Below are 22,950 nucleotides of genomic sequence, written 5' to 3' on the forward strand. Positions count from 1 at the left end.
CACGCTACCGGGTCCCCACAACCCCGTGCCACGCAGCACAGGGCGTGACCTCCGCCTCTGTGACCGCGGTAACAGATCCACTCCCCATTGCGCTATATATGCCTCTCCTCACACCCCTCTTGATCGTTTCCCTTCCGTTCACGCCCTGGAGCACCAGCCGTTCACGCCGCGGCCTGCAACTCCATCCGCGCCCCGAACTCCCGTACCACCGGCTCGTCCTGATACGGCTCCAGGCGCTGCTGGAAGTCCTCCAGATAGTCGGCGCCCCGGTTGGAACGGAGCGTGCCGAGCAACTCGACGGCGCGCAGCCCGGTGTGGCACGCCTGTTCCACCTCGCGCTGCTGGACCTGCGCGGTGGCGAGCAGTACATAGCCGATCGCACGCCGACGGGCCTTCGACTCGGGGAGCCCGGCGAGGGACTCCTCCGCGCAGCGCGCGGCCGCCTCCGCCTGTCCGAGGTCCCGGTGGCAGTGCGCCAACTCGTCGGCCAGATAGGCCTCGTCGAAGTGCGCGATCCACGTCGGGTCGTCACCGGAGGCCGCGTCCGCCGACTCCAGGGCGCTGACGGCCCTGCCGGACGCCACCTGAGCGGCGCGCGCGTCGCCGAGGAGCGCGTGCCCGCGCGCCTCAGCGGCGTAGAACATCGACTCCGCGCGCGGTGTCACCCGCCCACGCGCCCCCTCCTGCGCCGCACGCGCCAACTGCGCGATCTCGCGCGGGTTGCCGAGCTGCGCCGCCAAGTGGCTCATGGACGCGGCGAGTACGTACCCGCCGTACGCCCGGTCCCCGGCCGCCTGGGCGAGCCGCAGCGCCTGGATGTAGTACCGCTGGGCGAGGCCCGGCTGACCGGTGTCGATGGCCATGTAGCCCGCGAGTTCCGTCAACCGGGACACGGCGGCGAACAGTTCACGCCCGACCGCCTCCCGGTAGGAGCCCGCGAGCAGCCCGGAGACCACGCTGTTCAGGTAGTGGACGACGACCGGGCGTACATGCCCGCTGCCGTACTGGTGGTCCAGGTCCACCAGCGCCTGGGTCATCGCGCGGACCGCCGCGACGTCCGAGACGCCGACCCGCGGTCCCGCCGAGCGCGCCACCTGGGAGTCCGGCGAGGAGATCAGCCAGTCGCGGCTGGGCTCGACGAGCGCGGAGGCGGCGACGGACGAGCCGGAGAGGAAGTCCCTGCGGCCGACGTCACTGCGCCACAGCTCGCAGACCTGCTCGATGGCCCCCAGTACGGTCGGCGAGAACTGGAGACCGACGCCGGACGCGAGGTTCTTGCCGTTGGCCATGCCGATCTCGTCGATCGTGACCGTACGGCCGAGCTTGCGGCCGAGCGCCTCGGCGATGATCGCCGGCGCCCGCCCGCGCGGCTGCTGTCCGCGCAGCCAGCGCGCCACGGACGTCTTGTCGTAGCGCAGATCCAAACCGTGCTCCGCGCCGCACATGTTGACCCGGCGGGCCAGCCCGGCGTTCGAGCAACCCGCTTCCTGGATGAGCGCCTGCAGTCGTTCGTTCGGCTGCCGCGCGACGAGCGGCCTTGCGGCCATTGGCGTACCCCCTGTGGCTGCGGTGCCTGCCCACGCACCGAGTTGACGTGTCCTCAGCGGCCGAACCCAGTGAAGAACAGCGAAAGAACTCGGCCAAGAAGATCAATGCCCCGCAGACATACCGAAGATGCGAGACATGTGAGGATTGCCGGGGTAAAGGCAGTGGCCCACCCCTCACGTGGGTTACCCAGCCCCCGCCGCGTTTCCCCATGCGCGCCCCCACCCGTGCATCCATGCGCCCCACGTGCGGAATCGATGCTCCTCCCCCGCGCGCGCGTCCCCCGTAACCCGAGGTGGACGCGGGAGTTGAGTTCCACGTGGACGAGACCATCGCAGGCACCGAGACCGCACAGATCCCCAAGCAGCGCGGCGAATCGCTGCAGGACACCGCCGTGCGCTATGCCGAGGAGCGCCACTGGGACGTGTTCCCCGGCACCTGGCTGGAAGCCGTCGACGGGGTGCAGCGCTGCTCCTGCGGCGAGGCGGCGTGCCCCCTACCCGGCGCGCACCCGGCGCGCGAGGACTGGGCGACGCAGGCCACGGGCAGTGCGACCGTCGCGCGCCGTCTGTGGGCGAAGCAGCCGACGGCGTCGATCCTGCTGCCGACCGGGCGTACGTTCGACGCGATCGACGTGCCCGAGACGGCCGGGTTCCTCGCGCTCGCTCGCATGGAGCGGATGGAGCTGACCCTCGGGCCGGTCACCTGCACGCCGGACCGGCGGATGCACTTCTTCGTTCTTCCGGGGGCCTCCGCGAAGGTCTCCGACCTTGTACGGAAGCTGGGGTGGCCGCCGGCCTCGCTCGACCTGGTCGCCCTGGGCGAGGGGTCGTACGTGGCGGGGCCGCCCACCCGGTACGGGTCGCAGGGCGCCGTGCAGTGGGCGCGTCGGCCCACGCCCGCGAACCGGTGGCTGCCGGATGCGGAGGAGTTGATCTCGCCGCTCGCCTACGCCTGCGGGCGGGAAGGGCGTCGATAGCTTCCGCAGGCCGTATGCAGCCCGCAGGCCGTTCGTAAGCCTCCGCGGCTCCGTTCATATTCCGCGGCTTCGCTGTGGCTGATCGCGCAGTTCCCCGCGCCCCTAAAAGCAGGGCGTTGCCCCTAGGGTGCCTGTATGACCGAGGGATCAAGGGGCGGCGTGCCCGCCGTGCGTGTGCGGGGGCTCTGGAAGCGGTTCGGGGAGCAGGTCGCCGTCGCCGGGATCGATCTGGAGCTGCCCGCGGGGCAGTTCATCGGGCTCGTCGGTCCGAACGGGGCCGGCAAGACCACCACCCTCTCGATGGTGACCGGGCTGCTCAGGCCCGACATGGGCACCGTCGAGGTCGTCGGCCACGACGTGTGGAGCGACCCCGTGGAGGTCAAGGCGCGGATCGGTGTCCTGCCCGAGGGGCTCCGGCTCTTCGAGCGGCTCTCCGGACGCGAACTCCTCGGCTACACCGGACGGTTGCGCGGCCTGCCCGGCGCCGAGGTCGACAAACGGTCCGCCCAGCTCCTCGACGTACTCGACCTCGCGGGCGCCCAGCACAAACTCGTCGTCGACTACTCGACGGGCATGCGCAAGAAGATCGGCCTGGCCTGCGCCCTCCTCCACAACCCCGAAGTCCTCTTCCTCGACGAGCCGTTCGAGGGCGTCGACCCGGTCTCCGCCCAGATCATCCGCGGCGTCCTGGAGCGGTACACGGGATCGGGCGCCACGGTCGTCTTCTCCTCCCACGTCATGGAACTGGTCGAGTCGCTGTGCGACTGGGTCGCCGTGATGGCCGCGGGGCGCATCCGCGCCCACGGCCCGCTCGCGGACGTACGCGGCAGCGCCCCCTCCCTCCAGCAGGCCTTCCTGGAACTGGTCGGCGCGAACGGCCGCGCCGCCGGTGCCGACCTGGACTGGCTGGGCGGCGGGGCACGATGAGCGCGAACGCCGGTGTCTCCGCCGCGTCGATCACACCCGTCGTCGTACGACTGAAGCTGTCGCTCCTGCGCAACGGCCTGCGGCAGTCGTCCGGACGGCGGGCCGCGTACGTCGCCTCCGCCGTCCTCGCCCTCCTCTTCGGGGCCCTCCAACTGCTCGGCCTGATCGCGCTGCGCGGCAACGCGCACGCCACCGCCGTCGCCGCACTGCTGGTGGCGCTCCTGGCGCTCGGCTGGGCCGTGATGCCGCTCTTCTTCGCCAGCGGCGACGAGACGCTCGACCCGACCCGCCTGGTCATGCTGCCGCTGCGGCCACGCCCGCTCGTACGGGCGCTGCTCGCGGCCTCACTCGTCGGCATCGGACCGCTGTTCACGCTGTGCGTGCTCACCGGATCCGTGATCTCCGTGGCCCACGGTACGGCGGCGTACGTCACCGCCGTCCTCGCCGCGGCCCTCGGGCTCCTCGTCTGCGTGGCCCTCGCACGCGCCGTCGCCGCCGCCAACATCCGGCTGCTGACCAGCCGCAGGGGCCGCGACCTCGCGGTGCTCAGCGGCCTGCTCATCGCGATCGGCGCGCAGGTGGTCAACTTCGGTGCCCAGCGGCTCAATTCGGCGGGCGGACTGTCCGAACTCGACACGCTGGGGAATGTGCTGAGCTGGGTGCCGCCCGCGTCGGCGATCGGCGCGGTGCATGCGGTGAGTGAGGGGTCGTACGGGATCGGAGCCGCCCAACTCGCCTTGAGCGCGGCCGCGTTGGTGGGACTGCTGGCGCTCTGGTCCCATCACCTGACCCGGCTGATGACCTCGCCGGACGGGTCGACACTGCGGGCGGACGAGCCCGAGGCGCGGGAACGGGGTTCCTCCGGCCTGCGCCGGCTGCTGCCCGCGGGCCGCACCGGGACCGTCATGGAGCGCAGCCTGCGCTACGTGTGGCGCGATCCCAAGACCAAGGCCGCGTGGGTGACCTCACTCGCCATCGGGCTGATCGTGCCGGTGTTCAACGCCCTGCAGGGCACCGGCTCGATCTACTTCGCGTGCTTCGCGGCCGGGATGCTCGGCATCCAGATGTACAACCAGTTCGGGCAGGACACGTCCGCGTTCTGGATGGTCGCGATGACGATCTCGTCCACCCGGGACGCGTACGTCGAACTGCGCGGGCGCGCGCTGGCACTGCTGATGATCACCCTGCCGTACACGGCCCTGGTGACCGTCCTGACGACGGCGATGCTCGACGACTGGAGCGCGCTGCCCGAGGTGCTCGGCCTCTCCTTCGCGCTGCTCGGCGCGATGCTGGCGACCGGCGCGTGGTCCTCGGCCCGCTTCCCGTACTCGATCCCTCAGGAGGGCTACAAGAACGTGGCCCCCGGTCAGGCCGGCCTCGCCTGGATCGCGATCTTCGGCGGCATGGTCTCGGCCGCGCTGCTGTCCGCTCCCGTCATCGTTCTCACGATCTGGCTGAACACGTCGGCGGACGGCGACAGGTGGATGTGGCTGCTGCTGCCGCTGGGCGCCGTGTACGGCACCCTGATCACGTGGTGCGGACTGCGGATGGCGGCGCCCCGGACGGCGGCGCGGTTGCCCGAGATCCTGACGGCCGTGAGCAAGGGCTGACGCTCACGGGGTCAGCCGGTCAGGGGGTCAGGACGCCGTCCAGGAACGGTTCGATCGCCACGCGCCACGCGTCCGGCTGGTCGTAGTGCACGAGGTGGCCGGCGTCGGCCACCTCCGCGTACTGGCCGTGCGGCAGGACGCGGACCATCTCCTGGGACTCGGCCCGGCCGAGTTCGCCGTCGAGACCCCGTACGACCAGGGCGGGGCACCGGACCTGCGCGAGCTCCTCCCAGTGGGCGTCGTACACCCAGGTCTGGCGGGACTTGAGCATCTGCGCGGGCTCGAAGACCGGGCGCCAGCCGTCGGCGGACTCGTGCATCACCTCGGCGTAGAACTCGCCGCGGGACGGATTCGGCCGCTCCACCCAGGGATCGTCCTCACCGAACCACTTGCGTACGTCGGCGAGCGTCGCGAAGGGAACGGGCCAGGCCTTGAACCAGTCCTCCCACTCCCGCTGCGAGGCGGCGCCCAGCGCCGACGCCCGCATGTCGCAGATGATCAGGCCGGAGACGAGATCGGGGCGCTTGGCGGCGAGCTGCCAGGCGGTCAGCGCGCCCATCGCATGGCCGATGAGGACGGCCGGGCCCAGGCCCAGCTGTTCGAGAGCGGCCTCGGCGTCCTCCACGTAGGCCTCGCGGGTGTAGGCGGCCTCGGGCGGCTTGTCGCTCTGGCCGTGGCCGCGCTGGTCGAGCGCGACGGCGCGGTGCCGTTCGGAGAGCCAGCGGGCGGTGGAGGCCCAGTGGGAGGCGCGGCCCATGAGGCCGTGCAGTAAGAGAACGCCGGGCGCGCGTGAGACCTCCTCGGTCTTGGGAGGATCACCGAACTCCCAGGCGGCGAGGCGTACGCCACCCGCTCCCGTCACGTCGATGCGCCGCACCACAGGTAATGGCACCCCCCTAGCTCGCTCGGACCGCCTCGCTCCCGCTCGAGCCGGCCGGTCCACTCCTACCGCTTCCTACCTCGTCGTACCGCTGCTCCTGCTGCCTGCTTGCACTGGATTGCCACTGACTGATGCCGGATTCTGCCGACTGGTGCCGGATTCTGCCGACCGATGCTGGGATTTTGCCGACTGCTGTCCTGCGAGTACCCCTGGTACCCCGGCTACGCCGCCACGTTATCGAATGGGGTTTCGAGAATGCCTTTCTCGGCGGCAACACCCCTCGTTCGAGTGACCATGCTCAAGGATTGACCGCCGTCGCCGAGGGGAGATCTTCAGCGGGGGGCGGGCCGCTCGGGGAAACCGGTCCGAAGGGAATGACCCTGGGAGCTCGGGGCTCCGGGTCAGCACAAGGGGAGGACAGGCCCCGGCGCCAATCGGCGCCGGGGCCCTCTCCACAACTGCGGCACATCCTTCCGCCCCCTCCCCGACCGCGCGCCGTCGCTCTCGGACACGGTCAAGAGCTCTCAGGTCATATGCCTCACGCGACAGCCTCGCACGCAAATGGTCCCAGCGCTGCGATTCGGCACACTGAATCTTGGTTTCGGTGAGGTCACGCAGGTGTCACAACTGCCTCTGCCGTCGCGGTAGTTGACGTGCCCGCCGACGCCTCAGCGCTTGGCGACGAACACGTGGGAAGCGACGTCCGACTCCAGCTCCGCGGCCTCGCCACCACTGCCCACCAGGACCCCGCCCGCGGACTCCGTCACGCTCACCACGGAGCCGGGCTGCACGCCCGCCCGCCGCAGCGTGTACATCAACTGCGCGTCCGTCTGGATCGGCTCGCCGATACGCCGTACGACCACGGTCTTGCCGTCGACACCCGGGTCCAGCTCCGCCAGCGACACCATGCCCTCGTCCAGGAACGGGTCCGCGCTGTCCTTCTCGCCCAGCTCCTCCAGGCCCGGGATGGGGTTGCCGTACGGCGACTCCGTCGGGTGGCGCAGGAGCTCAAGCACCCGGCGCTCCACGGCCTCGCTCATCACGTGCTCCCAGCGACACGCCTCGGCGTGCACCTGCTCCCACTCCAGACCGATCACGTCGACGAGGAGGCACTCCGCGAGCCGGTGCTTGCGCATGACACGCGTGGCCAGCCGCCGCCCCTCGTCGGTCAGCTCGAGGTGCCGGTCGCTGGCGACCGCCACCAGGCCGTCGCGCTCCATGCGCGCCACCGTCTGGCTGACCGTCGGCCCGCTCTGGTCCAGCCGCTCCGCGATCCGGGCGCGCATGGGGACGACGCCTTCCTCCTCCAGCTCGAGGATGGTGCGGAGATACATCTCCGTGGTGTCGATCAGTCCGGACATGTGTGCCCCTCGATTAGCTCTGCCGGAGGCTCCGTGGCTCACCGGCTTGTGCGCTGGCCCTGGACTCAATTCTGACGCATACCACTGACAAGCGTGCCTCGCCGTTGAAACCATGTGGTTTCAAGTGCCTCCGACCACCCTCAGCGGCGGTCCCGACCCGGGCGAAAGCCCCGTATACAAGCCCCGCCCGCGAGCCCCGCCGCCCTGCACCACGTACTGCTCGCCATACTGCTCGCCGTATTGACAGCACGCTGGTCCAGACCGCAACGTGATCCGCGACGCGTCGACGCTGACGAGACTTCGACGGGACTTCGACAAGACTTCGAAGGGGCTTCGCCGATGACCGACAGCAAGCTGGCCGGACAGTTCTTCGACGCGGCGATCGGCCTGCTGCAACAGGTGCGGGACGAGGACGCCGGAGAGATCCAGGCGGCCGGAACCCTGATCGCCGACACCGTCGCCGGCGGCGGACGCCTCTTCGCGTTCGGCGCCGGGCACTCCTCCCTCGCCGCACAGGACATCGTCTACCGCGCGGGCGGCCTCGCCCTCATGAACCTGCTCGTCGTACCCGGCGTCGTGGGCGTCGACGTCATGCCGGCGACCCTGGGCTCGGCCCTGGAACGGGTCGACGGCCTCGCGAGCGTCGTCCTGGAGTCCAGCCCGGCCCGCTCCGGCGACCTGCTCGTGATCATCTCCCTCTCCGGCCGCAACGCGCTCCCCGTAGAGATGGCCATGAGCGCCCGCGCCCTCGGCCTCAAGGTCATCGGCGTGACCTCGGTCGCGTACACCACGGAAACGCAGTCCCGGCACGTCTCGGGGACCTACCTCAAGGACCACTGCGACATCGTCCTCGACTCGAGGATCCCGATCGGCGACGCCGAACTCACCCAGGACACCGTCCAGGCCCCCTTCGGCCCCGCCTCCACCGTCGTCACCACGGCCCTCCTCCAGGCCGTCATGGCCACGGCCGCGGGCGCCCTCGCCGACCGCGGCATCGAGCCCCCGCTCCTGCGCTCGGGCAACGTGGACGGCGGCCACGAGTGGAACAACCGCGTGATGACGGAGTACGGGGACCGGATCTTCTACCAGCACTGAGCCGGCACACCCTTGGGGTCGCCCCGCACAAGCCCTCAGGGGCGCCCCGCCAGTCCCCGCAGATCCTCCAGATCCAGCGCCATGGCGATCCGTACGGCCACATCCTCCGCGTACGTCGCATCCGTACGCTCGAACTGGCTGCGCCCCGCACCCCGCAGAAACGTCACCACGCCCAGCGTCCGCCCCCGGCTACGCAGCACCGCACACAGCGCGTGCACCGAGTCCGGCGGCCACTGCCGCGCCACGGCCCACTCGCGCGCCCGCGCCGGGTCGGACTCCCGCGCACTCGCCCGCACGGCCCCGCCCCGCTCCACGCACTGCAGCGCCGGATGCCCGTCCACGTACCGCACCGGCAGCCCGGCCTTCCCGGTCGGCATGCTCGGCCCCGGCGCCCCGGAGGGCGTGGCGGCGACCCGTACGAGCCGCACCGGCGTGTCACCGTCGACCACCGAACCCCCCGCCACCCGGTCGATCAGCGCGTGATCGGCGAACCCGGCGAGCGAGAAGTCCAGATGTACGGTGGCTGCCTCGCCCGGGTCCTCGCACTCGGCAGCGGCCCGCGCCGCCCGGTGCAGCTGGTTGGCCCGGAACCGCAGCAGCGCCGCCTCCTGCTCGGTCTGCTTGGCCTCGGTCACATCCTGGAAGAGCCACCCCACACCCAGCGGCACGGGCTCCTCCGTGAGCGGCGAGGAGAGCCGCAGGAACCCGCTCCGCCAGCACCTCCGCGACTCACCCTCCGGTGTCCGCACGCTCACCCACATCTCGGCGGGAGCGGGCGGCGCACCCTCGGCCAGCACATGCGTGAGCGCGCTCTCCAGCTCCTCGACGCCCTGCGAGAGCAACTCCCCCAGCGGACGCCCGAGAACCGCCGTACGCCCGATCCCCAGCGCCCGCGCCGCATGGGCGTTCACCACGGCAGGCCGCAGATCGGCGTCCACCAGGACCACACCCCAGCTGGCGTCCTCGAACAACGCCTCGCTCAGGGCGATGGACCGCTCCAGATCGATCTGCGCGTGCACCTCGCTGAAGGCGCAGTACACCCCGGCGGGCTTCCCGTCCGGGCCGCGCACGGCAGCCGACTGGGTCCGTACGAGCACTCGCCCGCCGTCCTTGGTGAGGAGGGCGAACTCGTTCACCTGCCGCCCCGGAGCCTCCATGGCGGACAGCAGCCGCCCCTCGACCTCCTCGGCGTCGGCGGTCCGCACGGCCCACCCGGCGAACCCCTGCCGCCCGACTGCCTCGGCGGCCGTCCACCCGAGAATCCGCTCGGCCTCACGGTTCCAGTGCGTCACGACCCCATCGGCGTCGAAGGCGCACAACGCCGCGTCCATCCCGTCAAGCAGCGCGGCAAGAAGATCCGAACCATCCCGCTCGGGCTCGTCCGGCCCCAGCTCATCGGTAGTCCCACTACGCCTGGAAGCACTCACCTGAACCCCCTGCAGGCTGCGTCCGCACGTACGGCGTGACAGTTCGTTCACTCACCATCATTCAACTCGAACGTGACCCAGCCCACACCTGGTTCCCCAAAGATTGGACGAAATCGTTGTACGCCGGATTTCCGCCCCGCGCGCCCCATGAGCAGCGAACGAGAAGCGAAACCCTGTCCGGCGCAGCCTTGCCCGGGCCTTTTCGAAAAACCGGTTGAGTCCCGCTCGATCGGTTCCTAGGGTGGGCCGCACGCTACGAAAGGAGGTGATCCGGCAGATGTATGGCAACCGGACGAGCGAGGTGGCTGCGGGCTAGTAGCCCGTCACCACACCCAGTGCGGTGCCGGACCAGCGCGTGATCTGTACGCGCAGCCGGCCCAATCTCCAGCAGTCACCCGACCCGCGGGCTCGCCGGTACGTCCGGCCGGCTCCTTCGCCGCACGGCGGAGGGACCAGAGCTCGCGGGTCGCCTGCGTTTTCAGGGGTCGGTGCAGTCGGTGCGGTCAGTGCACGATGTCCTCGTAGCCCACGATTTCCTGCGGGCCGCGGGTGCTGGGGCCCACGTAGCGCGCGGAGGGGCGTACGAGGCGGCCGGTGCGCTTCTGTTCCAGGATGTGAGCGGACCAGCCGGCGGTGCGGGCGCAGGTGAACATCGAGGTGAACATGTGTGCCGGGACCTCGGCGAAGTCGAGGACGATGGCGGCCCAGAACTCGACGTTCGTCGCGAGGACGCGGTCCGGGCGGCGGGCGTGGAGTTCGGCGAGGGCGGCCTTCTCCAGGGCTTCGGCGATCTCGAAGCGGGGGGCGCCGAGTTCGCGGGCTGTGCGGCGGAGCACGCGCGCGCGTGGGTCCTCGGCGCGGTAGACGCGGTGGCCGAAGCCCATGAGGCGTTCGCCCTTGTCGAGGGCCTGCTTGACGTACGCGTCGGCGTCGCCGGTGCGTTCGATCTCCTCGATCATGCCGAGGACTCGGGAGGGGGCGCCGCCGTGCAGCGGGCCCGACATGGCGCCCACGGCTCCGGAGAGGGCCGCCGCCACGTCCGCGCCGGTGGAGGCGATGACGCGGGCGGTGAAGGTGGAGGCGTTCATGCCGTGTTCGGCGGCGGACGTCCAGTAGGCGTCGACCGCGGCGACGTGCTTGGGGTCCGGCTCGCCGCGCCAGCGGATCATGAAGCGCTCCACGACGGAATGCGCTTTGTCGATCTCGCGCTGCGGGACCATCGCGTTGCCCTGGCCGCGGGCGGACTGGGCGACGTACGACAGGGCCATGACGGCGGCGCGGGCGAGGTCCTCGCGGGCCTGCTGCTCGTCGATGTCGAGGAGGGGGCGCAGGCCCCACACGGGGGCGAGCATCGCCAGCGCGGACTGGACGTCGACGCGGATGTCGCCGGAGTGGACGGGGATCGGGAAGGGCTCGGCGGGCGGCAGACCGGGGTTGAAGGCTCCGTCGACGAGCAGTCCCCAGACGTTTCCGAAGGAGACGTGGCCGACCAGATCCTCGATGTCGACGCCCCGGTACCGGAGGGCGCCGCCCTCCTTGTCCGGTTCGGCGATCTCCGTCTCGAAAGCGACGACTCCTTCGAGTCCGGGTACGAAGTCGGACATCAGGCGGCTCCTCATGATGTGTTCGACAGATGCTTATGGGGGGTTCGGTGGCTCTCGTGACCATATGTGTGCGGTGGGGGGCGTACGTCCGGTTCCGCGGTCTCCTCGTGGACTCGCGGTCCGGTACGTCACCCCGGTGATGCCCCGTCCGGCCGGTCGCCCAACCGTTTCGGAACCAGCACGATATCCCTGAGTGCCACCTTTGGGGAGAGTGCACGGCACTCAGTGCCACTCAAAGTGCGCCTCAGTGATGATGCACACCCCCGCGGCGCGGGGCGCCCATACGGCAGGATGACGATGTGAATGATCGTGATCCCGCCCTCGACCCGACCCTCGACCCCGCCGCGATGCGCGAGCACTACCGGGCCGAGGGACTCGCCGAGAGCGAGCTGGCCGCCACCCCCATGGAACAGTTCGCGCGCTGGTTCGGTCAGGCCGCGCAGGCCGCGGCGCAGGGTGTGGTGTACGAGCCCAACGCCATGGTCGTCTCCACGGCGGACTCCGAGGGCCGGCCCAGCTCGCGCACGGTGCTGCTGAAGCAGTACGACGAGCAGGGCTTCGTCTTCTACACCAACTACGGCTCCCGCAAGGCCCGCGACCTGGCCGCCAACCCGTACGTGTCACTGCTCTTCCCGTGGCACCCGATGGCCCGCCAGGTCATCGTCACGGGCACGGCACGGCGCACCGGCCGCGACGAGACCGCCGCGTACTTCCGCACCCGGCCGCACGGCTCCCAGCTCGGTGCCTGGGCCAGCGCCCAGTCCTCGGTGATCCGCTCCCGCGCCGAACTGGACGCCTCGTACGCGGAGTTGAGCGCCCGCTACCCGGAGGGCGAGCAGGTCCCGGTCCCCCCTCACTGGGGCGGCTTCCGGGTCGCCCCGCAGACGGTCGAGTTCTGGCAGGGGCGCGCGAACCGGCTGCACGACCGGCTGCGGTACGTGGCGGAGGCGGACGGCAGCTGGACGGTGGAGCGGCTCAGTCCCTGAACCCGGTCCCCAGCGCCTCGTCCAGCAGTACGGCCCACTGGGTCACCACCCGCTCCCGCCGTCCCCCGTCGTCGGTGAGCAGGTTGGCGAGACCCAGACCCCGTGCCATGTCGAGGAGTCCCTGGACGGTCTCCCGTACCCCCGGGCGGGACTCGTCGGCGGCCAGCAGTTCCACGGCTATGCGGTGGGTCTCGCGGCCGACGCGGGCTTCCAGTTCGGTGACCCTGGGCCGGAGTTGTTCCTCGTTGGAGGCGGCGACCCAGAGGTGGAGGGCGGCGCGGAAGAGGGGTCCTGTGTAGAGGTCGACCAGGGCGGCCACGACCTCGCGGCGGTCGGCGGCGCCCTGGGGGAAGAGGGCGCGCAGGGCGGTGGAGCGTTCTTCGGCGACGTACTCGACGGCGGCGGTGAAGAGGTCCTCGCGGGTCGGGAAGTGGTGCTGGGCGGCGCCCCGGGAGACGCCGGCGCGTTCGGCGACGACGGAGACGGTGGAGCCCGCCCAGCCGTGTTCGGCGAGGCAGGCCAGGGCGGCCGCCAGGAGCCGCTGCCGGGTGGCCCGGCTGCGGTCCTGCTTGGGGACGTGCGGCGGACGCGCGGCGGGCTCCGTGGTGGCTTCCGCCACGTCGCCGGTCGTGCCGTCCGTCGTGCCGTCCGTGGCGGTCACACCACCCATGCGGGATCCCGTCTTTCGAGGAAGGCCGTCATTCCCTCGCGGGCCTGCGCGGAGGAGAACAGCCGGGCCGAGAGCGCGGTCAGATCGGCCGCGTCCCGGTCGAAGGCCTCCAGCACCTTAGCCGTGAGCAGCGACTTCGTCTCGGCGAGGCCTTGCGGGGAGGACCTGCGCAGGCCGTCGAGGACGGGCGCCAGGGTTACGTCGACGTCGTCGCCCGCCGCCGTCAGGAGCCCGGTGCGTACGGCCTCGGTGGTGTCGAAGCGTTCGCCGGTGAGGTAGTAGCGGGCGAGTGCGCGGGGGTCGGTGCGGGGCAGCAGGGGCAGCGAGATGACGGCGGGGGCGACTCCGATGCGTACCTCCGTGAAGGCGAAGGTGGCGTCCAGGGAAGCGACCGCGATGTCGCAGGCGCCGAGCAGACCGAGGCCGCCCGCCCGTACGTGTCCGGTCACCCGGGCCACCACCGGCTTGGGCAGTTCGACGATCTGCCGGAGCAGCCCGACGAGCGCGTCGGGGTGCGGTGGGTCGCGGAGGTCGGCGCCCGCGCTGAAGGTGTTCCCGGTGTGGGTGAGGACGACCGCGCGTACGTCGCCGTCCTTGCCGCAGCGCGTGAGGGCGTCCGCCAGGTCGCCCACCAGTGCCGCCGACAGGGCGTTGCGGTTGCCGGGCGAGTCGAGGGTGAGGGTGGTGACGGCGCGGTCGTGCGCCGTGTGGACAAGGGTCACGCGAGCTCCCGGAGCCGGCGGCGAAGGATCTTCCCGGAGGCGGCCCGCGGCACATCGCCGATGAAGGTGACCTGGCGGACCCTCTTGTACGGGGCGACGCGTTCGGCGACGTACATCATGACCTCGCCCTCGGAGAGGCCGGTCGCGGACGGCTGGCGCACCACGTACGCGTGCGGGACCTCGTTCTTGTCCTCGTTGTAGACGCCGATGACGGCGGCGTCGGCGATGCCGGGGTGGGTGAGCAGCAGGGCTTCGAGTTCGGCGGGGGCGACCTGGAAGCCCTTGTACTTGATGAGTTCCTTGACGCGGTCGACGACGAAGAGCCAGCCGTCGTCGTCCACGTATCCGACGTCTCCGGTGTGCAGCCAGCCGTCCGGGTCGATCATCGCGGCGGTGGCGTCGGGCTGTCCGAGGTAGCCCTTCATGACCTGGGGGCCGCGGATGGCGATCTCGCCCGCTTCTCCGACTTCCAGGTCCTTGGAGGGGTCGTCCAGGGACAGGATGCGCATCTCCGTGCCGGCGATGAGCTTGCCGACGGTCCCGGGTGGCGGGTTCTCGGTGCCGAGGGGGACGACGTGTGTGCCGGGCGACAGTTCCGTCATGCCGTACGCCTGGCCGATGGGCGGCAGGCCGAGCCGCCGTGAACAGGCGGTCGCCAGGGCGGCGTCCAGGGGGGCCGCCGAGCAGATGATGTATTTCAGGGAGGACAGGTCGTACTGGGCGACGGCCGGGTGCTTCGCGAGGGCGAGGACGATCGGCGGGGCCACGTAGAGGGCGTTGATGCGGTGTTTCTCGATGGCCGCGAGGAAGGTTTCGAGGTCGAAGCGGGGCAGTACGACGACGGTGGCGCCCTGCCTGAGCGGCGCGTTCATGAGGGCGGTCAGCCCGTATATGTGGAAGAAGGGCAGCACGGCGAGGATGCGGTCGCCGGGGCCCGTCGGCATGAGCGGCGAGAGCTGCGCGAGGTTGGTGGCGATGGACCGGTGGGTGAGCATCACGCCCTTGGGGATGCCGGTGGTGCCGGAGGAGTACGGGAGGGCCGCGACGTCCTCCACGGGGTCGATGTCGATCTGCGGTTCGGGCGCGGTGGTGCCGAGGAGGTCCATCAGCGAACGGTGCCCGGGCGCTTTGTCGCAGACGAAGATCTCCCTTACGCCGCCCGCGAGTTCGGCGGCCTGGCGTGCCACGTCCAGCAGGGGCGAGACGGTCACGATCCAGCCGGCGGCGCTGTCGCGCAGCTGCTTGGCGAACTCCTCGGCCGTGGCGAGCGGGTGCACGGTGGTGACCGACGCCCCCGCGCGCGTGGCCGCGTAGAACGCCGTCGGGAAGGCGATGGTGTTCGGGCTGTGCAGGGCCAGTACGTCGCCCTTGTTGACGCCCGCCTCGGCGAACGCGGCGGCCAGTCGGCGGTGGAACAGGTCGAGTTGGCCGTAGGTGAGCGTGGTGCCGTCGACGCCGTCGATGAGCGCGGGCAGGTCGCCGCGCTCGGCGGCGCGGCCGAGGACCGCGTCGTGGATGGGTTCCTCGACGGCCGGGACATCTGCGTACTGGCTGCGGAACATGGTTCCTCCTGGCACGACTGGCACGAGTGGCACGACTGGCACGACTGGGGCGGCTGGGCAACTACTGGCGCGCTGACTGGCGCACTGGGCGCACTGTCTGGCGCACTGCCTAGCACGGCTCAGTACGACTTGGGCAGCCCCAGGGTCTGGTGGGAGATGTAGTTGAGGATCATCTCCCTGCTGACCGGGGCGATACGGGCCACGCGCGAGGCCGTGATCAGCGAGGCGAGGCCGAACTCGCGCGTCAGACCGTTGCCGCCGAGGGTCTGCACGGCCTGGTCGACGGCCTTCACACAGGCCTCACCGGCCGCGTACTTGGCCATGTTGGCGGCCTCCCCCGCCCCGGCGTCGTCCCCCACGTCGTACAGGTGGGCCGCCTTCTGCATCATCAGGCGGGCGAGTTCGAGCTCGATGTGGGCTTGCGCGAGGGGGTGCGCGATGGCCTGGTGGGCGCCGATGGGGTCCTTCCAGACGGTGCGCTCCTTGGCGTAACCGATCGCTACGGAGAGGGCGTACCGGCCCATGCCGATCGCGAACGCGGCCGTCATCACACGCTCGGGGTTGAGCCCGGCGAAGAGCTGGAGCAGGCCCGCGTCCTCGTCGCCGACGAGCGCGTCGGCGGGCAGCCGTACGTCGTCCAGGGTGAGCTCGAACTGCTTCTCCGCGCCGTGGAGTTCCATGTCGATCTGCCGCCGCCCGAAACCTTCGGCGTCGCGCGGGACGATGAACAGGCAGGGCTTGAGGCGGCCGGTCCGCGCGTCCTCCGTACGTCCGACGACGAGCGTCGCGTCGGCGATGTCGACTCCGGAGATGAACACCTTGCGGCCGCTCAGCACCCACTCGTCGCCGTCGCGGCGGGCGGTGGTGGTGATGCGGTGGGAGTTGGAGCCCGCGTCGGGTTCGGTGATGCCGAAGGCCATGATGCGGGTGCCGTCCGCCAGGGCGGGGAGCCACTCCTGTTTCTGCGAGTCCGTGCCGAAGCGGGCGATCACCGTGCCGCAGATCGCGGGCGACACAAGCATCATCAGCAGGGGGCAGCCTGCGGTCCCCAACTCCTCCAGGACGATGGAGAGTTCCGAGATGCCGCCGCCTCCGCCGCCGTATGCCTCCGGCAGGTTGACGCCGAGGTAGCCGAGTTTGGCTGCCTCGGACCAGAGTTCGTTCGGGTGGGTGCCGTCGGCGATGACCTTGTTGATGTAGTCGCGGCCGTAGCGGGTGCCGAGGGCGGCTACGGCTGATCGGAGGGCCTTGTGTTCGTCGGATTCGGTGACGGGGGTCATGGGGTCTCCTGGAAAGTGCGGATTCGTTGTGGCTGGTCGCGCCCACGCGGCGGAGCCGCATATGTGAGCAGCCCCGCGCCCCTAAAGGGGCTCGTTCGGCTGGACGACCGCCAGAAGGGTTCCGACCTCCACCTGTTGGCCGGGGGCCGCGTGGAGGGCGCTCAGGATGCCCTCCGTCGGCGCTGAGATCTTGTGTTCCATCTTCATCGCCTCCAGCCAGACGAGGGGCTGTCCGGCCGTCACGGTGGCTCCGGTGGTCAGTCCCTCGGCGACCCGGACGACGGTTCCCGGCATGGGGGCCAGCAGGGAGCCGGGGGCCTGCTGGGTGGTGGGGTCGGGGAAGCGGGGCAGTGCGGTGAGGGTCGTGGGGCCCACGTGGAGCTGGTCGCCGTAGCGGCTGATCTCGAACTTGCGGCGTACGCCGTCGATTTCGAGTACGACGAGACGGGCGTCGGCGTGTACGACGCGTACGCCTTCGGCGGTGAGGCCTTCGCGGGTATGGCGGTAGTGGACCTCGTGCTCGGTGCCGGCCATGAGGTAGCGCTTGGTCACCGGCTGGGAGGGGAGGTTGCGCCAGCCGCCGCCGAAGCGGGAGCGGCCGTGCGCGTCGGAGAGGGCCGCGGCGAGCGGTGCGTACGGGTCCGGGGTCGCCCGGGTGAGCTCCTCCAGGTGACGCTCGTAGAAGCCCGTGTCCATGCGGGCGCCGGTGAACTCCGGGTGCCGCAGGGACCGTACGAGAAGGTCCCTGTTGGTGACCGGGCCGTGGATCTCGGCCCTCTCCAGGGCGCCCGACAGTTTACGGAGGGCTTCCGCGCGCGTGGGGGCGTGGGCAACGGCCTTGGCGAGCATCGGGTCGTAGTGGATGCCGATGGGGTCGCCGTCGGTGTAGCCGGTGTCCAGGCGGACGCCTTCCGGGACGGCGAGGCGGTCCAGGGTGCCGGTCTGCGGGGCCCACGCGCGGGCCGGGTCCTCGGCGTACAGGCGGGCCTCGATCGCGTGCCCACGCGCGCGTGGAGGGTCGTTTTCGAGTGCCGCACCCTCGGCGACCTGCAGCTGGAGTGCCACCAGGTCGATGCCGAAGACCGCTTCCGTGACGGGGTGTTCGACCTGGAGGCGGGTGTTCATCTCCAGGAAGTGGGCCCTGCCGTCCGCGATCAGGAACTCGACCGTCCCGGCGCCCACGTAGTCGACGGCGCGCGCGGCGCGTACGGCCAGCGTGTGGAGTTCCTCCACGAGCGTGGGGGCGAGGCCGGGCGCCGGAGCCTCCTCGATCACCTTCTGGTGGCGCCGCTGCAGCGAGCAGTCGCGGGTGCCGAGCGCCCACACCGTGCCGTGCGTGTCGGCGAGGATCTGCACCTCGACATGCCGGCCGCCCTCCACGTAGGGCTCGACGAAGACCTCCCCGTCACCGAAGGCACTCAGGGCCTCGGCGCGGGCGGCCGTCAACTCGGCGTCGAGTTCAGCGAGTTCCCGTACGACGCGCATGCCGCGCCCGCCGCCGCCCGCGGCCGCTTTCACCAGCACGGGGAGATCCCCGGCCGTCACCGTAGACAGGGGTTCGAGCCCCATCAGCTTCTTGGCGCGCGTCTTCGACGCCATCGCCTCGATCGCCTCGGGCGGCGGCCCGACCCAAATGAGGCCCGCTTCGATCACGGCGCGCGCGAAGTCGGCGTTCTCGGAGAGGAAGCCGTACCCGGGGTGCACGGCGTCCGCGCCCGCGCTCAGGGCCGCCTTCACGATCAGGTCGCCGCGCAGATAGGTCTCCGAGGGGGCCGAGCCCGGCAGGCGTACCGCCGCGTCGGCCACGCGCGCGTGGAGGGCGTTCTCGTCGGCGTCCGAGTGCACGGCGACGGTTCGGATGCCCAGCTCCCGGCAGGTGCGGAAGACGCGGCAGGCGATCTCGCCACGGTTGGCGACAAGGAGCGTCGAAATCACAGAGTCCACCGGGTCCACTGAATTCATTGGCTTCACTGGGTTCATTGGGTCTCTCACATCCGGAAGACGCCGAAGCCACCGCGCGCACCCTCGTAGGGCGCCGTGTGGATCGCGGACAGGCACAGGCCGAGCACGGTGCGGGTGTCGCGCGGATCGATGACCCCGTCGTCGTACAGCCGCCCGGACAGGAACATCGGCAGGGACTCGGACTCGATCTGCTGCTCCACCATGGCGCGCAGCGCGGCGTCGGCGTCATCGTCGTAGGGCTGTCCCTTGGCGGCGGCCGACTGCCGGGCGACGATCGAGAGGACGCCGGCGAGCTGCTGGGGGCCCATGACGGCGGACTTGGCGCTGGGCCAGGCGAAGAGGAAGCGCGGGTCGTAGGCGCGCCCGCACATGCCGTAGTGGCCCGCTCCGTAGGAGGCGCCCATGAGCACGGAGAGGTGAGGTACGCGGCTGTTGCTCACCGCGTTGATCATCATCGCGCCGTGCTTGATGATGCCGCCCTGTTCGTACTCCTTGCCGACCATGTAGCCGGTGGTGTTGTGCAGGAAGAGGAGCGGGATGTCGCGCTGGTTGGCGAGCTGGATGAACTGGGCCGCCTTCTGCGACTCGGCGCTGAACAGCACTCCTTGGGCGTTGGCCAGCACGCCGACGGGATAGCCGTGGAGGGTCGCCCAGCCGGTCGTCAGGCTCGTCCCGTAGAGGGGCTTGAACTCGTCGAAGTCGGAGCCGTCGACGATGCGGGCGACGACCTCGCGCGGGTCGAAGGGGTGCCTGAGGTCCCCCGGGACGATCCCCAGGAGCTCGTCCTCGTCGTACTTCGGCGGGGCGGCCGGGCCCGGATCGACGTGCGCCTTGCGGTGGTTGAGGCGGGCCACCACCCGTCGCGTCTGCCGGATCGCGTCCTGCTCGTCGACGGCGAAGTAGTCCGCGAGCCCCGACACGCGCGCGTGCATCTCGGCGCCGCCCAGCGACTCGTCGTCGCTCTCCTCGCCGGTGGCCATCTTCACCAGCGGCGGCCCGCCGAGGAAGACCTTCGCCCGCTCCTTGACCATGATCACGTGGTCGGACATGCCGGGGATGTACGCGCCGCCTGCGGTGGAGTTCCCGAACACGACGGCCACGGTGGGGATTCCGGCCGCCGACAGCCTCGTGAGGTCGCGGAAGATCGCGCCCCCGGGAATGAAGATCTCCTTCTGGGACGGCAGATCGGCCCCGCCCGACTCGACGAGACTGATGCAGGGCAGCCGGTTGGCGAGGGCGATGTCATTGGCCCGCAGGGCCTTCTTCAGGCTCCACGGGTTGCTGGCTCCTCCCCGCACGGTCGGGTCGTTCGCCGTGATCAGGCACTCCACTCCCTCGACGACACCGATCCCGGTGACCAGCGAGGCACCGACCGCGTAGTCGCTTCCCCAGGCCGCGAGCGGGGACAGCTCCAGGAACGGTGTGTCGGGGTCCAGCAGCAGTTCGATGCGCTCGCGGGCGAGCAGCTTGCCGCGTTTGCGGTGCCGGGCGACATACTTCTCGCCGCCGCCCGCGAGCGCCTTGGCGTGCTCGGCGTCCAGCTCGGTGAGCTTGGCGAGCATGGCTTCGCGGTTGGCGGCGTAGTCGGGGCTCCTGGTGTCCAGGGACGACGAGATGACGGTCACAGGAGGGACTCCGGGATGTCGAGGTGGCGGGAGCGGAGCCATTCGCCCAGCGCCTTGGCCTGGGGGTCGAAGCGGGCCTGCGAGGCGACGCCCTCGCCGAGGATTCCTTCGACGACGAAGTTCAGGGCGCGGAGGTTGGGCAGTAGGTGACGGACAACTTTCAGATGACAACTTTCAGATATCAGATTCTGAAATCTGTCAGTTGTCAGCTCGTGGGTAATCCACCGCCAGGCCTCGTCCGTCCGCGCCCACACCCCGACGTTTGCGTTCCCGCCCTTGTCCCCGCTGCGCGCGCCAACGACCAGCCCCAGGGCGGCCCGACGGGTGGGCGCCCCGGAGGGCAGAGGCTCGGGCAACGGCGGCGCTTCCAGGGTTTCCAGTACAAGGCTGTCCCCGGCCGGAGCCACAGGGATACGGCGTCCGTCATCGAGGACAGCCACATGGTCCACGGAGCCATGAGGGACGTACACATCCTCGAAGACCCCATAAGGCGCGCCCGTTCCAGGTGGCGCCATCACATGGAATCCGGGGTAGCTGGCGAGGGCGAGTTCGATGGCTGCACCGCTGAACGCCCGCCCCACCGCGTGCTGGTCCGGGTCCCGTACGACGAGCCGGAGGAGCGCGCTCGCGGTCTCCTCGGTGGGGGCGTCGGGGTGGTCGGTGCGGGCGAGGTCCCAGCGGACGTCCGCCGGGCGGGACTTGGCGGCGTCGAGCGCTGCCTCCATCTGGTCCCGGACCAGCGCGGCCTTCGCCTCGATGTCGAGCCCGGTCAGCACGAACACGACCTCGTTGCGGAAGCCGCCGAGCCGGTTGAGGCCGACCTTGAGGGTGGGGGGCGGGGCCTCGCCGCGCACGCCCTCGATCCGGACCCGGTCCGGGCCTTCCTGAGTGAGCCGGACGGTGTCGAGCCTGGCGGTGACGTCGGGCCCCGCATACCGGGCGCCCCCGGTCTCGTACAGGAGCTGCGCGGTGACCGTGCCGATGTCGACGAGGCCGCCGGTGCCGTCGTGCTTGGTGATGACGCTCGTGCCGTCCTCGTGGAGTTCGGCGAGCGGGAAGCCGGGGTGACGGAGCCTCGCCGGGTCGTGCTCCGCGAAGAAGGCGTAATTGCCGCCGGTGGCCTGGGTGCCGCACTCCAGGACGTGCCCGGCGACCACGGCGCCCGCGAGCCGGTCGTACGCGTCCGGGGCCCAGCCGAAGTGGGCCACCGCGGGGCCGGTGACCAGCGCCGCGTCCGTCACCCGCCCGGTGACGACGATGTCCGCGCCCTCGCGCAGACACGCGGCGATTCCGGCGCCGCCGAGGTAGGCGTGTGCGGCGAGGCTCCTCGGGTGGTTCCGGGTGAGGTCGTCGCCCTCGACGTGGGCGACCCGCGCCGGGATGCCCAGCCGGTCGGCCAACTCCCGTACGGCGTCGGCGAGTCCGGCCGGGTTGAGGCCGCCGGCGTTCGCGACGATGCGTACGCGGCGCTCGTGCGCGAGGCCGAGGCACTCCTCCAGTTGACCCAGGAAGGTCTTGGCGTAGCCGCGCCCGGGGTCCTTCAGCCGGTCCCGTCCGAGGATGAGCATGGTCAGCTCGGCGAGGTAGTCGCCGGTGAGGACGTCCAGCGGGCCGCCGGTGAGCATCTCGCGCATGGCGTCGAAGCGGTCGCCGTAGAAGCCGGAGGCGTTGCCGATGCGCAGTGGCGCGACGGTCACCGTGCGGCCCCCTTCGGTGCGCGCCCGGCCCCCGACGGCCCCGCGAACGCCTGCGCGATGTCCAGCCACTTGTCGGCGTCGGGGCCTTCCACCCGTACGGCGAGGTCGGCGCGGTTCGCCCGCTGGGTGACCAGCAGGCAGAAGTCGAGCGCGGGGCCGGTGACGCGCTGGGCGGCGCCCTCGGGGCCGTACGTCCACAACTCGCCCGAGGGTCCGACGAGTTCGACTCGGAACTCCTCACTCGGCGCGCTGAGTCCCCGTACCCCGAAGGCGAAGTTCCGCGTCCGCACACCGATGCGCACCACATGCTGGAGCCGGTCCGTGGGTGTGCGCATCACACCCAATGCGTCGGCCACGTCCTGTCCGTGCGCCCAGGTCTCCATGAGACGGGCGGTGGCCATGGAGGCGGCGGACATGGGCGGCCCGTACCAGGGGATGCGCGTGCCGGGGGGCGCGGAGCGCAGCTTTCGCTCCAGTTCCGCGCGCCCTGCGCGCCAGGTCGCGAGCAACCGCGCGGGCGCCGTGCGCGCCCCCTCCTCGGCACCTTCGTCCACGAGGGAGCCCTGCGACGCGAACGCCTTCTCGGTCTCCCGTCCGAACGCCTCCGCGTCCGTGACGGCCAGCAGTGCCGCCCGGTCGGTCCAGGCGAGATGCGCGATCTGGTGGGCGATGCTCCACCCCTCGGCGGGCGTCGGAAGGGCCCAGCCGTCCTCCCCCAACTCCCCGACCAACCGGTCGAGTTCCTCGCTCTCCCGGTGCATGTCATCGATCAAGGACGACGGGTCGAACACGATGGCGCTCCCCTCGGGGCACGACGGTGTGCGGGGTGGTGCGGTGCGTTCTGGAGCATGGCAGCGCCCACAGAAACAAGCAAGCGTGCTTGCATTATTGATTCACGCCGCGCGGCGCCACGCAGCGCACGCGAGTCGCGTTCGGGAGTCGGCGGGGCTGAAGGAGGCGGGGTGTTCTCGCGGCTGGTGGGGCTGATGGGGCTGGTGCCGCGGAGTCATCTGCCGTA

Annotated in this window: 18 protein-coding genes; 5 read left to right on the plus strand and 13 right to left on the minus strand. The window is 70.9% G+C overall.

The annotated features are described in order from the left end of the window. Window positions 1-161: 161 nt before the first annotated feature. Window positions 162-1,547, minus strand: a complete 1,386-nt coding sequence (locus tag OG219_RS21455; RefSeq protein ID WP_266828845.1) for a transcriptional regulator — start codon at window positions 1,545-1,547, stop codon at window positions 162-164. A 317-nt stretch (window positions 1,548-1,864) separates the two neighbouring features. On the opposite strand from OG219_RS21455, the gene OG219_RS21460 reads away from it, so the two are divergent. The 3 genes from OG219_RS21460 (at window position 1,865) to OG219_RS21470 (ending at window position 5,061) form a co-directional block, all read left to right on the plus strand. Then, a complete protein-coding gene (locus tag OG219_RS21460; protein WP_266459739.1) occupies window positions 1,865-2,524 on the plus strand; it encodes a bifunctional DNA primase/polymerase in 660 nt (219 codons plus the stop codon). Window positions 2,525-2,659: 135 nt separating this feature from the next. After that, a complete protein-coding gene (locus OG219_RS21465) occupies window positions 2,660-3,451 on the plus strand; it encodes an ABC transporter ATP-binding protein (RefSeq protein ID WP_266828847.1) in 792 nt (263 codons plus the stop codon). Further along, window positions 3,448-5,061 (plus strand): transporter, encoded by a 1,614-nt coding sequence (locus OG219_RS21470; RefSeq protein ID WP_266828849.1) that lies wholly within the window; start codon window positions 3,448-3,450, stop codon window positions 5,059-5,061. Before OG219_RS21465 ends, OG219_RS21470 begins: the two co-directional genes overlap by 4 nt. A 19-nt stretch (window positions 5,062-5,080) precedes the next feature. Here the strand turns inward: OG219_RS21470 and OG219_RS21475 are convergent, their stop codons facing one another. Continuing rightward, window positions 5,081-5,941, minus strand: a complete 861-nt coding sequence (locus OG219_RS21475) for an alpha/beta fold hydrolase (RefSeq protein WP_266836175.1) — start codon at window positions 5,939-5,941, stop codon at window positions 5,081-5,083. Between the two features lie 668 nt (window positions 5,942-6,609). Further along, on the minus strand, window positions 6,610-7,302 hold the full coding sequence (locus OG219_RS21480) for a metal-dependent transcriptional regulator (RefSeq protein WP_266828851.1): 693 nt from the start codon (window positions 7,300-7,302) through the stop codon (window positions 6,610-6,612). Window positions 7,303-7,641: 339 nt separating this feature from the next. Between OG219_RS21480 and OG219_RS21485 the strand changes: the two genes are divergently transcribed. Continuing rightward, the gene (locus OG219_RS21485) at window positions 7,642-8,397 is read left to right on the plus strand and encodes an SIS domain-containing protein (protein ID WP_266828853.1); all 756 of its coding nucleotides are present in this window, start codon (window positions 7,642-7,644) and stop codon (window positions 8,395-8,397) included. Window positions 8,398-8,432: 35 nt separating this feature from the next. Here OG219_RS21485 and OG219_RS21490 read toward each other — a convergent pair whose 3' ends face one another. Both OG219_RS21490 and OG219_RS21495 read right to left on the minus strand, forming a co-directional pair. Next, window positions 8,433-9,824, minus strand: a complete 1,392-nt coding sequence (locus OG219_RS21490; protein ID WP_266828855.1) for a PAS domain-containing protein — start codon at window positions 9,822-9,824, stop codon at window positions 8,433-8,435. A gap of 503 nt (window positions 9,825-10,327) precedes the next feature. Next, window positions 10,328-11,428 (minus strand): citrate synthase 2, encoded by a 1,101-nt coding sequence (locus tag OG219_RS21495; protein ID WP_266828857.1) that lies wholly within the window; start codon window positions 11,426-11,428, stop codon window positions 10,328-10,330. 347 nt (window positions 11,429-11,775) lie between these two features. Here OG219_RS21495 and pdxH point away from each other — a divergent pair, with 347 nt between their 5' ends. Further along, window positions 11,776-12,414, plus strand: coding sequence for a pyridoxamine 5'-phosphate oxidase (gene pdxH / locus OG219_RS21500; RefSeq protein ID WP_266836176.1), 639 nt, complete (start codon window positions 11,776-11,778; stop codon window positions 12,412-12,414). Here the strand turns inward: pdxH and OG219_RS21505 are convergent. The 8 genes from OG219_RS21505 to OG219_RS21540 form a co-directional block, all read right to left on the minus strand. Next, on the minus strand, window positions 12,404-13,084 hold the full coding sequence (locus OG219_RS21505) for a TetR/AcrR family transcriptional regulator (protein ID WP_266828859.1): 681 nt from the start codon (window positions 13,082-13,084) through the stop codon (window positions 12,404-12,406). The genes pdxH and OG219_RS21505 overlap by 11 nt on opposite strands. Beyond that, window positions 13,072-13,806, minus strand: coding sequence for an enoyl-CoA hydratase family protein (locus OG219_RS21510; RefSeq protein ID WP_266828861.1), 735 nt, complete (start codon window positions 13,804-13,806; stop codon window positions 13,072-13,074). The genes OG219_RS21505 and OG219_RS21510 overlap by 13 nt, the downstream gene beginning before the upstream one ends. After that, window positions 13,803-15,368: a 4-coumarate--CoA ligase family protein gene (locus OG219_RS21515; protein WP_266828863.1), complete on the minus strand. Its 1,566-nt coding sequence runs from the start codon at window positions 15,366-15,368 to the stop codon at window positions 13,803-13,805. Before OG219_RS21515 ends, OG219_RS21510 begins: the two co-directional genes overlap by 4 nt. 119 nt (window positions 15,369-15,487) lie before the next feature. Then, on the minus strand, window positions 15,488-16,648 hold the full coding sequence (locus tag OG219_RS21520; RefSeq protein ID WP_266828865.1) for an acyl-CoA dehydrogenase family protein: 1,161 nt from the start codon (window positions 16,646-16,648) through the stop codon (window positions 15,488-15,490). Between the two features lie 81 nt (window positions 16,649-16,729). Next, on the minus strand, window positions 16,730-18,583 hold the full coding sequence (locus OG219_RS21525; protein ID WP_266836177.1) for a biotin carboxylase N-terminal domain-containing protein: 1,854 nt from the start codon (window positions 18,581-18,583) through the stop codon (window positions 16,730-16,732). Between the two features lie 53 nt (window positions 18,584-18,636). Next, on the minus strand, window positions 18,637-20,235 hold the full coding sequence (locus OG219_RS21530) for an acyl-CoA carboxylase subunit beta (protein ID WP_266828867.1): 1,599 nt from the start codon (window positions 20,233-20,235) through the stop codon (window positions 18,637-18,639). Further along, complete coding sequence (locus tag OG219_RS21535; protein WP_266828869.1) at window positions 20,232-21,932, minus strand: acyclic terpene utilization AtuA family protein; 1,701 nt, start codon at window positions 21,930-21,932, stop codon at window positions 20,232-20,234. Before OG219_RS21535 ends, OG219_RS21530 begins: the two co-directional genes overlap by 4 nt. Further along, a complete protein-coding gene (locus tag OG219_RS21540) occupies window positions 21,929-22,723 on the minus strand; it encodes a TIGR03084 family metal-binding protein (RefSeq protein ID WP_266828871.1) in 795 nt (264 codons plus the stop codon). Before OG219_RS21540 ends, OG219_RS21535 begins: the two co-directional genes overlap by 4 nt. Between the last annotated feature and the right edge of the window lie 227 nt (window positions 22,724-22,950).

Source organism: Streptomyces sp. NBC_00038, assembly GCF_026343635.1.
Lineage (GTDB): Bacteria > Actinomycetota > Actinomycetes > Streptomycetales > Streptomycetaceae > Streptomyces.